This window comes from Paenibacillus agaridevorans (genome assembly GCF_018604145.1).
GTDB classification, from domain to species: domain Bacteria; phylum Bacillota; class Bacilli; order Paenibacillales; family Paenibacillaceae; genus Pristimantibacillus; species Pristimantibacillus agaridevorans.
Window position 1 is genome coordinate 7,182,108 of record NZ_CP075889.1, and the last position, 12,959, is coordinate 7,195,066.

A 12,959-nucleotide genomic window follows, 5' to 3' on the forward strand; every position below is an offset into this window, starting at 1 on the left:
GGCAGGGGGAGTGTAACGATGACGGAACTGATTGTCGCCCATGTGTCGGAATTTCAGGAACGAAGAAGCCGCGTGTTGAAGCTGGAAGGAATCGAGATTGCCGTATTCAAGCTGTCGGACGGCAGCCTGAAGGCCATCGAGAATAGCTGCCCGCACAAGCAGGGGAAGCTGTCGGAAGGAATGGTATGCGATCATCACGTTTACTGTCCGCTGCATGATTGGAAGATCGATCTGAACGACGGCAAGGTACAGGCGCCGGATAACGGCTGCGTGATGGCATTCCCGATCCGCATCGACGAGCTTGGCAACGTGTATCTGTCCGTTAACCTGTCTAATATGCAAGCTTCATAAGAACGCGGATGGAATGGAGGGCTGGAAATGGGAACAGCTCGGATGGCAGGCGTCACGGTTGCGGTCACAGGACCTCGCAAGGCGGAGGAGATCGGGCGCATGATCGCCAAGTTCGGAGGAGAGACGGTCGTGCGACCGGCGCAAGGAACGGTATTTCTGGACGACAGCATGATCGAGAAGCAGCTGAGGGATTTGATACGGCAGCCCGCGGATTGGCTGCTTCTGACAACGGGGGTCGGGACGGAGGCGCTTCTGCAGACGGCGGAGCGGCTCGGGCTGACGGACCCCTTTCTGGCAGCGCTCGGCAAAATGAAAGTAGGGGCACGCGGCTACAAAACGGTCAACGTGCTGCGGAAGCTCGGCATAACGCCCGTCATCCGCGATAACGACGGAACGACGGCCGGCATGCTGGCGGAAATGGGCGATGCCGATCTGCGTGGCAAACGCGTCGTTCTCCAACTGTACGGCGATCCCGCTCCCAAGATTACGGGTAAGCTGCGCGAACTCGGAGCCGTCTGCGAGGAGCTGCTGCCGTATCGGCATGTCCCGCCGGAAGGCGACTCCGTCGAGGTACTCATCGACGAGGTGCTTCGGGGGGCCGTGCAGGCGGTTGCTTTTACAAGCACGGTGCAGGTTCGTTGCGTAATGAACGTCGCTGCGGCCCTTGGCAAGCGGGAAGCACTGCTTCGGGCATTCGGCGATGGCATGCTGGCGGTAGCCGTAGGTAAGGTGACGGCCGAGGCGCTGACGGAAGAAGGCGTGGAGCGGGTGCTCTATCCGGAGGAGGAGCGGATGGGCAGCATGGTCGTGGCGATCTCCAAGTATTACGGCAGCCGATCGGCGATAAGCGGCGAGAAACGTAGGGACGGCAAGCAGGGCAAGCAGAGCGAGGAAAGCAAGGAAGGCAAGGAGGGCAAGCAGAGCGAGGCGGATGAGTTTGCCGCCGTTGCCGGTATTGCCGGCGAATGCGCGGCCTCGGATATGGAAGTGTGAGGGGCGATGGGAATGACGGTGGGTTGCTAAGGTTCGTCAATTTGCCGGGCGGGTTCGGGAGTTGACTAGCCCAGTCGCCATCGTCAACGGCCCGGTTGTGAACCTGCGCGAGAGCCTCGCATGGCGGGAAGCCGTCGCGGCGATGAGCGTGTAGGTGAGCTATTCGCTGCGCGACTTGACGGCATTGATGCCACGCGAATTTTAGGTGCGGGCGCAGGGGGCTTAGTGCTCGAGTAGTTGAAGTGCATAATGCGGCGCGGCTAGCAAAAGCCCGATTAAATCAGGTTGCAGAGTTAATCGGAGTAACATTGGGAGCTGTAGCCCGAGAAATCGGGTTACAGAGCTAGTTGGAGTAACTTTCGGAGCTGTAGCCCGAGAAAATCGGGTTACAGGGATAGTCGGAGTAACTTTAGGAGCTGTAGTCCGAGAAAAAGGCGGTGCCAGGATTCCTCCCAGGCACCGCCTTTGTTATTGGCAAGTCCCATCAAACTTCACCAATGTCTGCGAATAATGCCGTGTCGCGGCGGCGGCGTCTAACCCGCAACGGTCCGCTTCCCGGCAGGAACGGAAGCCTTTGCTCCGCTCCGCTGAAGCTTCTGTGCCGCAGGCACTTTGCCGAATAAAATCCAGGCGAAAGGCACGAAGCGGGAGATTAGCGACACGGTCAGCCAAGATGCGGTCAACATGATGACCCAGCTTGCCAGATAGTAGAGATGAAGGGCGCTGGCCGAGGTCGGAGCCGGCAATAGTCTCTCGAACCAGGCTTGGTAAAGCAGATGCACCAGATAAATGCCGAATGACAGCTGCCCGAGCCGATAGAGCATGGCAGATAGCCCTGCAGGCAGATGGCGATAGATAAAAAATGCCGCATGCAAGAGGACGAGCGCCGCCAGGACGGCTTGCGCATTCCACAAGATTTCATAGAGCTCGGCGGGATAGATCGTGCCATACAGCCGCGCGTTGTACCAGACGGTCACGTGCACGGCGGATGCCGCAATCCAAGCACCCCAGACAAGAAGCCACATAACAGCGCGGCCAACATTCAGATTGTCGCGAGTCATGGCCAGCCAGCCTTTTATCTTCGGATAGTAGATGCCAAGCGTCGCACCCAGGAAGAAAAGCGAGAAGTAGGTCGGCGCCCAGCTTCCTTTGTTGGGCAGCTGCCAATAATGCAAATTCAATAGCACGAATGTCCACTGAAGAACAAAGCCAAGCGGCACGAACCAGAGCGCAAGGTTCTTCCATCGCTTCGCGGCCCATAACACAATCGGGAACAGCAGATAGAACTGGATGCTAATGAAGACGAAATACAGATGAGCGTACACCTCGCCCATTAACAGCTTGCTCATAAATTCGCCAAGCGATTCCAGACTCCAGATCGGAACGCCGGTTAAGTCCTTTACATAAGCGAAGTAGATCGCCGAGAAGACGACATAGGGAATGAGAATGTACAATAGCCGCTTCTTGTAGAAGCCTGCAATAAGCTTGCCGTTCAAAGGTCTGGAGTAATAGCTGTAAAATAGGACAAAGCTGCTGAGCAGAATGAAGGTCGGGGTGCCGAAGCGCATGACGGTATTAATTAAGTTGTAGAAATAGTAATAAGCGGATTCCTTCATGGTGATGGTGGCGGTTGCGCTGGCATGCACGGTCAGCACGCCAAGGATGGCAAGCGCGCGTACGAGTTGCAGCTCCGGGATATGCGTCCGTTCCGGTTGTGCGGGTTGGGTCATGTTCCTGGGTCCTCCATTTATAATTAATTTTTTATTTCTGCATGATACATATACAATTCATGTTAACACTATAATCAATGCCAATTCAAGGCAGTTCGTTGCGGTTTACAATATCAATAAATGGAACATTAAAATATTTTAATTTAACTTTTGTTATTCATTTACAAGATATTCACAATAGGTCATGAATCGTCATGTAAATACAAAGTATGACAAAATAACGAGGGCCATCCCACATCGTCGATCATGAGACGCGGGATAGCCCTGACTTCTTTTATGGCGGTATAGCTCGTTCAAGAAGGCCGATCCCGCAGCGGCAACCGGATCGACACGACGGTGCCCAGCCCCTCCTTGCTCCAAAGCCGAAGCTCGTAGCCGGCATCGTACATGAGGCGGAGTCTTCGGTGCGTGTTAATCAGTCCGATATGGCGAGAGGGCTCCCCTTCGTCGGACAAGGCCTGGCGGAGATAGGCAAGACGTTCTCCCGAAATGCCGATGCCGTTGTCGACAACCCTCAGGCGAAGCTCCTCGCCGGCGCGCGTAATCCGAATCCGGATCAGCCCGCGGCCGTTCTTCTCCTTGATGCCGTGGTACAGGCTGTTCTCCACCAGCGGCTGCAACAGCAGCTTCAGCGTGTAGTAGGGCAGCACATCTTCCCCGTATTGAAATTCGACATCGAACTGCTCTTTGTAGCGCTGTTTTTGAATGTGGATGTAGCTGGACGTGTTCGCAATCTCTTCCTCCCACGTCACCTCGTTGGCCGGATTGCTGAACGAATAAGACAACATGTCGGAAAGGTGCTCGATCATGGTGCTTGCCTTGTTCGGTTTGCCTGTCAGCCCGACGGTCTCCCAGTAGATCGAATTCAGCGTATTGTACAGAAAATGCGGGTTGATTTGCGATTGCAGCGCCAGCAGTTCCATGAATTGAAGCTTGTACTTCTTCTCCGACAGCTGCGTCTGGACGTACCGGTGCTCGATGAAGTGCTGCACCATGTTCTGCATGATATACGTGTATTCGTCCTTTACCCGCTTGGGCGATTGAAGCTGCGACTTATTGTTCTCCGCGGATCGGATCAGCGAGGTAATGGCGAGCAGCTGCCGGTAATTGCGGCGGGTCAGGTACAAGGTTAACAGCAGGCCGAGCGCGAAGGAGACGCAAGCGAACAAAACGGTGTAGTTCAGAATGCGGGAGGGCGTCTCGTACAGCGAAGCATGCGGAATGACCGAGACGTACTTCCAGCCGTAACGCCCCGATTCGATCTTCGTGACGCCGGCTTCGCCGCCGGGCAAATCCATATCGAAGGACGCTTCTTCGCGTGAGGCGATGGCCGCGAGTTCGGCTTCGCCGATGTCGTATTGCGGACGGTTCGCGAACAATACGCGGTTACCTTCGTCCAGCACGAGAAAGAGCTGGCCTTCGTAGTTCGTTATATCCCGCAGCAGCCGTTCGATATATGCGGTACGGATGTTGAGGAAGATGCCGATTTTCTCTTCCGCAAGCACATGGTAGATGGTGACGACGTCGGTCGTCTGCTGCAAATCGTAGGCGGCTACCTTGCGACGCTCCGTCCATTCGGCGGGCGGTCCCTTATAGTCCATGAAGTTGATGAACCAGCTCGTGTCCCGGAAGTGATCCAGCGAGGATATGCCGTCCGCGGACGAAACAAAGCGCCGGTATGGATTGTCGCTATAGAAGTAAAAGGAGTCGATATAAGGTTTGGAGCTTGTCATCGCATTAATAAAGCTGAAGGCGAGCTGGTACGACTTGGAGCTCTCGTAAGAGAACTCGGGCTGCTGCAGAATGGCCGACAGCTCGTTGAAAACCCGGGAGTTCTGGAAGAGAGCCAGCTTTAACGTATCGATCTCGCGTAGAATAAGCTCCAGCTGATTCTGCGACTGCGTCAGTAGAAAGTGGCTGTTCCGGTTAATGTCCTTCTTCATATCATGCTGGGTCGTAAAAAACGAAAGCGAGCCCAGAATGAGCAGCGGGAAGAGGAGCGGTATGAGGAACGTCGCCAGATGTTTGGCAAAATACCGTCGTTTCATGGCGTCGCATGCAGCCCGTTCCGGTATTCGCTGGGCGTCTTGCCGTAGAACGATTTGAAGGTCCGCGTGAAGTTTTTGGCGTTGGCGTAGCCGACCATCTCGCTAATTTCATACGTCTTGTAGCGCATGTCGCGAAGCAGCTTAAGGGCGACCTCCATCTTTACCCGAATCAGATAGTCGGAGAAATTTTGGCCGGTCTTCTGCTTGAACAGGAAGCTGAGATAATTCGCGTTCAGATGGACCTGCTGGGCGGCATGATCCAGCGTGGCGTCCCTGTATTCGCTGCGGACATACGCTTTGATGCGCGCGATCAGCAGCCCTTCTTCGCTTGCGCCTTCGTCATCGCGAGCCGGGCGCTCCCTGCGCTGCTCCTCCAGCTCTACCCGCAGATGGCCGAACACGTCGAGCAGCATCTGATACTTCGCAGGTTTGACGATATAATTTTTGACCCTGTATTTGAGCGCCTTCTGCGCATACTCGAACTCTCTGTAGCTGCTCAGGAAGATGACCTGGGCGTCGTGCTTGCGCTCGTAGACCGCCTCCGCCAGCTCGATGCCGGACATGACGGGCATCTTGATGTCGGTCAGGATGACGTCGATGGGAGGATCGTTCTTAAGAAGAAACTCGAGCGCTTCCTTGCCGTTGCCGGCTTGTCCGGCGATTCGGAATCCCACTTCGTTCCATGGGAAATAATTAGACAGCGCTTCTCTGGCGTCAGCCTCGTCGTCGACCAGGAGCAGGTTATACATAAGCTCACCTCTTGCGTTCTGAAGTCGTTGGAGCCTTGGGTTCTTTCTCTCTCCATTGTATATGATTTAGAATGAAAGTGCTTTCGAAAGCGCATTCTCGGGAAAAATGACACCTTATCCAAGATGATGATACTAAGATGCCATTCTGCTGAAAAAGTGATACTGAAATCCAAGATTGGATGCCTTAAAGACGTTGCCCGATAGGTTTATACTTCGGGTAAGCGATTTCAAATACACACAAGAAGGGGAGAATACACGATGAACAAAAGAAACAAATGGAAATCCGGCATACTCGCCGCTACGGCCATGGTCGTTTTGCTGGCAGGCTGCTCGTCAGGAACGAACGGCAACAATAGCGGTAATGGAGGCGGCGGCGACAAAGCCGTGACGCTGCGATTTAGCTGGTGGGGCGGCCAGGAGCGCCACGAGGCTACGCTTGCCGCGATCGAAGCCTACAAGGCCGTCGCGCCAAACGTCACGATCGAAGCGGAGTATCAAGGCTTCGACGGCTACGAGCAGAAGGTGAAGACGCAGCTCGCTGGCGGCACTTCGGCCGACATCATGCAGCTGGACGTGCCTTGGATGAACGAGCTCTCCCGCAGTGACAGCTTCTTGGAGCTGAAGGATCTGCCTGGCCTGCCGCTCGATGGCTTCGATTCCGCGTTCCTCGACAACTTCGGCACCTATAACGATAAGCTGGTGGCGCTGCCGACGGGCGTCAATGCATACGCCTTGGTCATCAACAAGACGGCGGCCGACAGCTTGGGCGTCCCGACCGACATCCGGTGGGATTGGGAGCGCCTCTACGAAGAAGGCAAGAAGCTTCATGAGAAGGACAGCTCCAAGTTCTTGCTGCTGGCGGATCATGGTCATCTTATGGGTGACTTCACCAACATGCTCAAGCAGAGAATCGGCGATCAATGGATCAAAGACGATTATACGCTGGGCTTCGCCAAAGAAGATGCTGTTGCCGTACTTACTTGGATGGACAAGGCGATAAAAGCGGGTGTCTACCAGCCGCTGGGCGAGGCGGATTTGTTCTACGGCAAGACGGAGCAAAACCCGAAGTGGATCAACGGCGATATCGTGATGATCTCCTCGATGAGCAGCACGCTTCTGTCGCTGCGCAATGTCCTGTCCGAGGGGACGGAAGTGACGACATCGCTGCCGGCTACGGCTCTCGACGCCAAAGCTTCGTCGGTCGTAGTTCGCCCTTCCCAACTGATCGCGATCAGCAAGAAGAGCAAGCATCCCGAAGAGGCAACCGCCTTCCTGAACTGGTTCATGAATGATCCGGAAGCCGCAGCAATCCTGGGCGACGTTCGTTCGGTCCCGTCATCGTCGAAGGCGCAGCAAGCGGCGGTAGAAGCAGGCAAGATCGATCCCGCCATCACGAAGGCGGTGGAGGAAGGCCTCGCGAACGCGGGCATCGTCGAAAATTCCATCTCGACCAATTCCGAGATTTCCGCTATCCTGCAGGACACGATCGAGAAGGTCGCATACGGACGGAATACGCCGGAGCAAGGCGCGGACGAGCTGATCGAAGGTCTGGAGAAGAAGCTGAGCGAGCTGCAAGGAAGAAAGTAGAAGGAAAGGAGCCGATGACACCGTGTCCCTGAAGAAAAGAAACTACCAATATGTCGGCTTGCTTTACGTGCTCCCTTGGGTCGTCGGCCTGCTCGTCTTTCAGTTCTATCCGTTTCTCTCTTCGTTCTATTATTCGTTTACCGATTTCAATATGGTCAGCGCTCCGACGTTCGTGGGATTAGACAACTATAAGAAGATATTGACGGACGATCCCGGATTTCTCCAGGCCCTAAAGGTGACGACGATCTACGTGCTGATGGCGGTACCGGTCAAGCTTGCGTTCGCCTTGTTCATCGCCCTGATCCTAAGCGCCAAGCTGCGCGGCATCAACTTCTTCCGGACGATGTATTACTTGCCGTCCATCCTTGGGGGTTCCGTGGCAATATCCGTCCTCTGGAGGTTCCTGTTCATGAAGGACGGAGTCGTCAACGGCATGACGGGCGCGCTTGGCCTCCCGGCGGTAGACTGGCTTGGCGATCCCGATATTGCGTTGTACACGCTGGGCATGCTGTCGGTTTGGCAATTCGGCTCGTCCATGGTTCTGTTCCTGGCGGGATTGAAGCAGATTCCCGGCGACTTATATGAAGCGGGAGCCATCGATGGAGCGTCGAAGACGCGCTTGTTCTTCACCATTACGGTGCCCCTGCTGACGCCGATCGTTTTGTTCAACTTGATCATGCAGATGGTCAACGCGTTCCAGGAATTCACCGGCGCCTTCGTCATTACGAACGGGGGACCGATGAAATCGACTTATCTGTACGCGCTAAAGCTGTATGAAGAAGCGTTTACCTTCTTCAAGATGGGCTACGCATCGGCCTTGTCCTGGGTGCTGTTCGTCATTATCATGATCGTGACCGCGATTATATTCAAGAGCTCAACGTACTGGGTGCACTACGAGGATGGGGGGAAAGGCAAATGACGGATGCCCGAAGCGGGAACAAGCTGCTGTCATACGTATTACTCGTCGTGCTGGGCTTCGCCATGGTCTATCCGCTCATCTGGCTGGTCGTATCGTCGTTTAAGACGAATGCGGACATCTTCGGCTCCAGCAGCCTGTTCGCGGGAAGCTACGTGACGGATTCGTACGCGAAGGGATGGGCAGGCACGGGCCAGTACGGCTTCAAGGATTTCTTTCTTAATACGTTCGTGCTGGTCGTTCCGACCGTAATCTTCACCATTGTCTCCAGCGTTGTCGTCGCTTACGGCTTCGCCCGATTTCGATTCCCGCTGCAGACGATTCTGTTCTCGCTCATGATGGCGACGCTGATGCTGCCGGATTCGACGATTATGATTCCGCGCTACATTTTGTTCAACAAGATGGGCTGGCTGGACACGTACCTGCCGTTTATCGTGCCGGCGGCATTTGCGACATCGGCGTTTTTCGTCTACATGCTGATCCAGTTCTTCCGCGGCTTGCCGCGGGAGCTGGACGAATCGGCGAAGATCGACGGCTGCAACTCGTTCACGATATTAATACGGATTCTGCTGCCGCTTTGCAAGCCCGCAATCTTCTCCGTCGGCATCTTCCAGTTCATCTGGACGTGGAACGACTTTTTCAATTCCATCATCTATATCAGCAGCGTGAAGAAGTTTACGGTATCGCTCGGTCTTCGCATGACGCTGGACGCATCTTCGGCGGTGTCGTGGAACCAGGTGCTGGCCATGTCCGTCGTCAGCATCGTGCCGTGCATCATTTTGTTCTTCATGGCTCAGAAGTATTTCGTGGAAGGCATCTCGACTACAGGGTTAAAAGGATAAGGGAGGAAGACTGGAAGAGCTTCGAAGGGGAAACAAGGAGCGATCTGACGATTGCCTACGGGAGCTTTCCCATTAATAAACGAATGGACCTCAAATGCCACTTCGAAGTGGCATTTGAGGTCCATTTTCTTGAAGAAATTCGATTCCCGAAACCTTATTTTCGGTTTATTCCACTTGAACGGGCTTGAAGTACATTCCATCAAATTTCCTGTTCAAAAACGTCGATCAGCTCCTTCGCGCGTTCAACATCTTTGGTTGTGACTTGAATTTTTTTCAGATGGCTGCCTTCCATCAAAATCTTCGACTTCAACCCGTTGCTCTTGAACACGGCTTGCAGTCTGTCGATGTCGTCCGCCTTGGAGCCGCTCTCCGTTCGGACCGTCACCCATCGCCTTCCAAACAATCCCATCATCACCACCTCCTCAAGGCTCGCCGCCGAGCGCATGGATTGGAGACTCGCCGCTCCTTCGACTCGGAGCAGGTACTTCATTGTATTCGGGAACCTGTTGCCATCATGACTGCTGAACGCAAAAAAAATGTCTCGAGCTCGAATGACCCCTGCATAACCAGCGGTCATGCTTCGCATGCTATCTAGCATGGTGAAAAAGATGTGCTGCCTCTTGACAAGACTAACTGTAACGGATATTATTACAGTAACAAGCAAGGAGGCTCGCTTACCGTGAACAGTGAATTTACAATTGCCGTGCACAGTCTGGTATACTTGGCTTACTTGCCGGAGAAGATGGCGAGCAGCGACATGATTGCCGAGAACGTAGGCACGCATTCCGCCCGCGTTCGCAAGGTAATGAGCGCTTTGCGCAAAAGCGGCTATGTCGAGACGCGCGAGGGCTCGGGAGGCGGCTACCGCTTAACGATTGATCCCGAATCGGTTACGCTGGCCGATATTTACCGGGTGATGGCCCAAGGCTCGCTGATCCCAAGCTGGTGCTCCGGCGATCCGGACATGGATTGCAAGGTAGGCTCCAACATGACGCAGGTCATGTACGGCATCTTCTGCAAGGCGGAGAAGCAGCTGGAGGAGCACTTCCTCGGCATTACGATCGGCAATGTGCTAAAGCAGATTCACGCATGCGATTAGCGGGTAAAGAAGTGATGGTGATACGGGTTATTCCCCTTGATCATATAGAATTGGATAAGAGAGGATGATTAACAATGGCAGTAGCACTGACTAAAGACAACTTCACGCAAAGCGTGGAAAGCGGCGTATCCCTGGTTGACTTCTGGGCACCATGGTGCGGACCTTGCAAGATGCAGCTTCCAATCGTAGAGGAGCTGGCTACAGAACTGGAAGGCCAAGCGACGATCGCGAAGATCAACGTGGACGAACAGCCCGAGCTCGCTTCCCAATTCGGAGTAATGAGCATCCCGACGCTGATCCTGTTCAAGGACGGTCAACCGGTTGACAAGATGGTCGGCCTGCAGAGCAAAGACGCCCTGAAAGCCAAGATCGCTAACCAAATGTAAAAGGTCATTGTCGCGATCCGCGACAATCGCATGACCGCCGGCGCAGCCCATGGCTGCAGCCGGCGGTTTTCTGTTTAAATAGGCCTTCCGATGTTGACCTTGGAGGATCGGGAGGAGGAATTTCCCAGTTCATTAGCGAATACAGCAATTGAAACATGACTATTCGACTAGGAAACTGGAGGCAGAGAAGATTGAATCGTAGGGCTGGAAGCATGGCAAGAGTCAAATTATTACTCATTTTCGCAACGGTAATTTCGTTGTTTATGATGGAGGTTAAGCCGGTTGCGGCGGCCAATGTGTGGCAGTTGTACAAGCAGGCGGAAGAGGACAGGGCGGCGGGCAGGCACGAGTCCGCTATCGAGGGTTATAAAGCCAGCATCAGGCTGTTTGCGGAGAGCGGAGAAGTTACGAACGCGGCGTTAATGTACAACAAGATGGCGGAATCCCAGATTGCGCTGGCCAAGTACGACGATGCGGTCAAAAGCTGGGAGAGCGAGGCGGCTTATTGGGCCAAAGGCGGCAAGACGCAAGAATCCATCGCCGCCAATCGGAAGGCGGATTGGGTGCGCAGCCGCATAGAGCTGTTCGTTACGCAGGAGGCGGGCGAGACGCCGAATACGATCTACCACGGCGCGCCGTTTGAGCCAAAGACGGGAGCCTACATAGGCGCTTATGCCGAAGCGGACAAGAAGGTGCATGATTCTACGGACGGCAATCCTCATTATATTAGCGCCTTTCCGGAGCTGACGGGCAAAAAACATGCCATGTATCTGCTGTACACGAGCTGGGGGAAACCGTTTTTCAGCCAATACAGCGGGCATATCGAGCGCGCCAAAGCTGCTGGCGTCGGTCTTCAGGTTGCGTTGCAGCCCATAAATGGATTGGACGAGGTACAGGACGGAGATTATTTGCGTTCGCTGGCCCGCTCCGCCAAGGATGTCGGCATCCCCATCTTTCTCCGATTCGCGAACGAGATGAACGGCAGCTGGATCGAGTGGTACGAGACGAATCCGCAGGACTATATCGACAAGTTCAGAATCGTGGCCAAGGTGTTCCGCGAGGAAGCGCCAAATGTCGCGATGGTCTGGGCGCCGGCTTATTTCCCAATCGACAACATCGAAGATTATTACCCTGGAGACGAATACGTCGACTGGGTCGGTGTCAGTATGTACCAGGCACACAACGGAACGCTTGATCCGCTTAAGAAAGGCGTAGACCGGTCCAGCTTTATCGAGAAATTCGATAATATCTACAAGCTGTACGGCAAAAAGAAGCCGGTATTTATTTCCGAGGGCGGCATCTCCTACTCGGACCCCGTTCATCATACCGACAAGACGGATTGGGCGGTCTATCAGATCGAGCAGTTTTACGCCAATCTTCCCATGCTTTATCCCGGGGTCAAGGGCGTCTTCTGGTTCGATACGACGAGGACGGCAGACGGGAGACTGAATTCGTATAGCTTATCGGATAACGCGAAGGTGCTGGCCGCATACAAGGCTGCGGTCGCCAATCCATTTTATCTGTCGACGATAGGCGGGGAGTCGAAGGTTTCGTACAAGCCGCTGGGTACAACCGTTGCGCCGAAGCCTGTCGAGCTCAGCGCGTTTATCCGAACGGTTGAGCCGATTTTGTCCAAAGTGGTCTACTCCATCGGAGGCAAGACGATCGCGACGGCAACGAAGGCGCCCTGGTCGTTCAAGTACGACTTTGCTCCGCACAACAATAAGACGGTAGGGCTTAAGGTAACCGCCTATGCCGCAAACGGCAAGCCGGTTTCGGAGAAGACCATATCCATCGCAGTGAAGCAGCCGACGGCGGTGGCGACGCCAAGCGCGTCGGATGTACTTGTTAATGGCAGCAAGGTGTCGTTTGACGCGTACAAAATCGCAGGCAGCAATTACTTCAAGCTGCGGGATCTCGCCATGGCGCTGGACGGCACGGAGGGTGCGTTCCAGGTAGGCTGGGACAATGCAAAGAAAGCCATCAGCCTGGCGGTCGGCGAGGCCTATACCCCTGTCGGGGGAGAGCTTGCCGCTGGAAACATGGCCGCGAAGAACAAGACGGCGCTGCAGACGGGCTCCAAGCTGTACGTGGACGGCCTCGAGGTGCCGTTGATCGCTTACAACATCGACGGCTATAACTATTTTAAGCTGCGCGACATTGCAAAGCTGATTGACTTCGGCGTCACCTGGGACCCGCAGCGCAGCTTGGTCGGTATCGATACTTCGATTGCTTATAGCGAAAATTAAAAGCAGAAA

At 54.5% G+C, this 12,959-nt stretch carries 12 protein-coding genes; 8 read left to right on the plus strand and 4 right to left on the minus strand.

Annotated elements, in window-relative coordinates; all coding sequences use genetic code 11:
* The first annotated feature begins 18 nt into the window (after nucleotides 1-18).
* Together nirD and KJW29_RS28900 are read left to right on the plus strand one after the other, a co-directional pair.
* A complete protein-coding gene (nirD, locus tag KJW29_RS28895) occupies nucleotides 19-351 on the plus strand; it encodes a nitrite reductase small subunit NirD (protein ID WP_214627238.1) in 333 nt (110 codons plus the stop codon).
* 27 nt (nucleotides 352-378) lie between these two features.
* Nucleotides 379-1,344: a uroporphyrinogen-III synthase gene (locus KJW29_RS28900; RefSeq protein WP_214627239.1), complete on the plus strand. Its 966-nt coding sequence runs from the start codon at nucleotides 379-381 to the stop codon at nucleotides 1,342-1,344.
* A 533-nt stretch (nucleotides 1,345-1,877) separates the two neighbouring features.
* Here the strand turns inward: KJW29_RS28900 and KJW29_RS28905 are convergent.
* The 3 genes from KJW29_RS28905 to KJW29_RS28915 form a co-directional block, all read right to left on the minus strand.
* Nucleotides 1,878-3,074, minus strand: coding sequence for an acyltransferase (locus tag KJW29_RS28905; protein ID WP_214627240.1), 1,197 nt, complete (start codon nucleotides 3,072-3,074; stop codon nucleotides 1,878-1,880).
* Between the two features lie 293 nt (nucleotides 3,075-3,367).
* Nucleotides 3,368-5,122 (minus strand): sensor histidine kinase, encoded by a 1,755-nt coding sequence (locus tag KJW29_RS28910; protein WP_214627241.1) that lies wholly within the window; start codon nucleotides 5,120-5,122, stop codon nucleotides 3,368-3,370.
* Nucleotides 5,119-5,871 (minus strand): response regulator transcription factor, encoded by a 753-nt coding sequence (locus tag KJW29_RS28915; RefSeq protein WP_214627242.1) that lies wholly within the window; start codon nucleotides 5,869-5,871, stop codon nucleotides 5,119-5,121. The genes KJW29_RS28910 and KJW29_RS28915 overlap by 4 nt, the downstream gene beginning before the upstream one ends.
* Before the next feature lie 258 nt (nucleotides 5,872-6,129).
* Between KJW29_RS28915 and KJW29_RS28920 the strand changes: the two genes are divergently transcribed.
* From KJW29_RS28920 to KJW29_RS28930, 3 genes are read left to right on the plus strand one after another with little or no spacing between them, the layout of a single operon-like run.
* The gene (locus KJW29_RS28920) at nucleotides 6,130-7,458 is read left to right on the plus strand and encodes an ABC transporter substrate-binding protein (protein WP_246608425.1); all 1,329 of its coding nucleotides are present in this window, start codon (nucleotides 6,130-6,132) and stop codon (nucleotides 7,456-7,458) included.
* Nucleotides 7,459-7,480: 22 nt separating this feature from the next.
* Entirely contained in the window at nucleotides 7,481-8,377 is an 897-nt protein-coding gene (locus tag KJW29_RS28925; RefSeq protein WP_187103240.1) for a carbohydrate ABC transporter permease, read from the plus strand.
* Nucleotides 8,374-9,216: a carbohydrate ABC transporter permease gene (locus tag KJW29_RS28930; protein WP_187103241.1), complete on the plus strand. Its 843-nt coding sequence runs from the start codon at nucleotides 8,374-8,376 to the stop codon at nucleotides 9,214-9,216. The genes KJW29_RS28925 and KJW29_RS28930 overlap by 4 nt, the downstream gene beginning before the upstream one ends.
* Before the next feature lie 199 nt (nucleotides 9,217-9,415).
* Here KJW29_RS28930 and KJW29_RS36330 read toward each other — a convergent pair whose 3' ends face one another.
* Nucleotides 9,416-9,793, minus strand: coding sequence for a hypothetical protein (locus KJW29_RS36330; RefSeq protein ID WP_246608426.1), 378 nt, complete (start codon nucleotides 9,791-9,793; stop codon nucleotides 9,416-9,418).
* A gap of 102 nt (nucleotides 9,794-9,895) precedes the next feature.
* On the opposite strand from KJW29_RS36330, the gene KJW29_RS28940 reads away from it, so the two are divergent.
* From KJW29_RS28940 to KJW29_RS28950, 3 genes are all read left to right on the plus strand, one after another.
* On the plus strand, nucleotides 9,896-10,315 hold the full coding sequence (locus KJW29_RS28940; RefSeq protein WP_087569953.1) for an RrF2 family transcriptional regulator: 420 nt from the start codon (nucleotides 9,896-9,898) through the stop codon (nucleotides 10,313-10,315).
* Between the two features lie 74 nt (nucleotides 10,316-10,389).
* Nucleotides 10,390-10,701: a thioredoxin gene (gene trxA, locus KJW29_RS28945; RefSeq protein ID WP_087569952.1), complete on the plus strand. Its 312-nt coding sequence runs from the start codon at nucleotides 10,390-10,392 to the stop codon at nucleotides 10,699-10,701.
* Between the two features lie 191 nt (nucleotides 10,702-10,892).
* A complete protein-coding gene (locus KJW29_RS28950; RefSeq protein WP_214627243.1) occupies nucleotides 10,893-12,950 on the plus strand; it encodes a glycosyl hydrolase in 2,058 nt (685 codons plus the stop codon).
* The last annotated feature ends 9 nt before the right edge of the window (nucleotides 12,951-12,959 follow it).

Excerpts from the sequence above, each read along its gene's own strand:
- nirD (WP_214627238.1), top strand. The coding sequence starts at position 19 with ATGACGGAACTGATTGTCGCCCATGTGTCGGAATTTCAGGAACGAAGA.
- KJW29_RS28900 (WP_214627239.1), top strand. The coding sequence starts at position 379 with ATGGGAACAGCTCGGATGGCAGGCGTCACGGTTGCGGTCACAGGACCT.
- KJW29_RS28905 (WP_214627240.1), bottom strand. The coding sequence starts at position 3,074 with ATGACCCAACCCGCACAACCGGAACGGACGCATATCCCGGAGCTGCAA.
- KJW29_RS28910 (WP_214627241.1), bottom strand. The coding sequence starts at position 5,122 with ATGAAACGACGGTATTTTGCCAAACATCTGGCGACGTTCCTCATACCG.
- KJW29_RS28915 (WP_214627242.1), bottom strand. The coding sequence starts at position 5,871 with ATGTATAACCTGCTCCTGGTCGACGACGAGGCTGACGCCAGAGAAGCG.
- KJW29_RS28920 (WP_246608425.1), top strand. The coding sequence starts at position 6,130 with ATGAACAAAAGAAACAAATGGAAATCCGGCATACTCGCCGCTACGGCC.
- KJW29_RS28930 (WP_187103241.1), top strand. The coding sequence starts at position 8,374 with ATGACGGATGCCCGAAGCGGGAACAAGCTGCTGTCATACGTATTACTC.
- KJW29_RS36330 (WP_246608426.1), bottom strand. The coding sequence starts at position 9,793 with ATGACCGCTGGTTATGCAGGGGTCATTCGAGCTCGAGACATTTTTTTT.
- trxA (WP_087569952.1), top strand. The coding sequence starts at position 10,390 with ATGGCAGTAGCACTGACTAAAGACAACTTCACGCAAAGCGTGGAAAGC.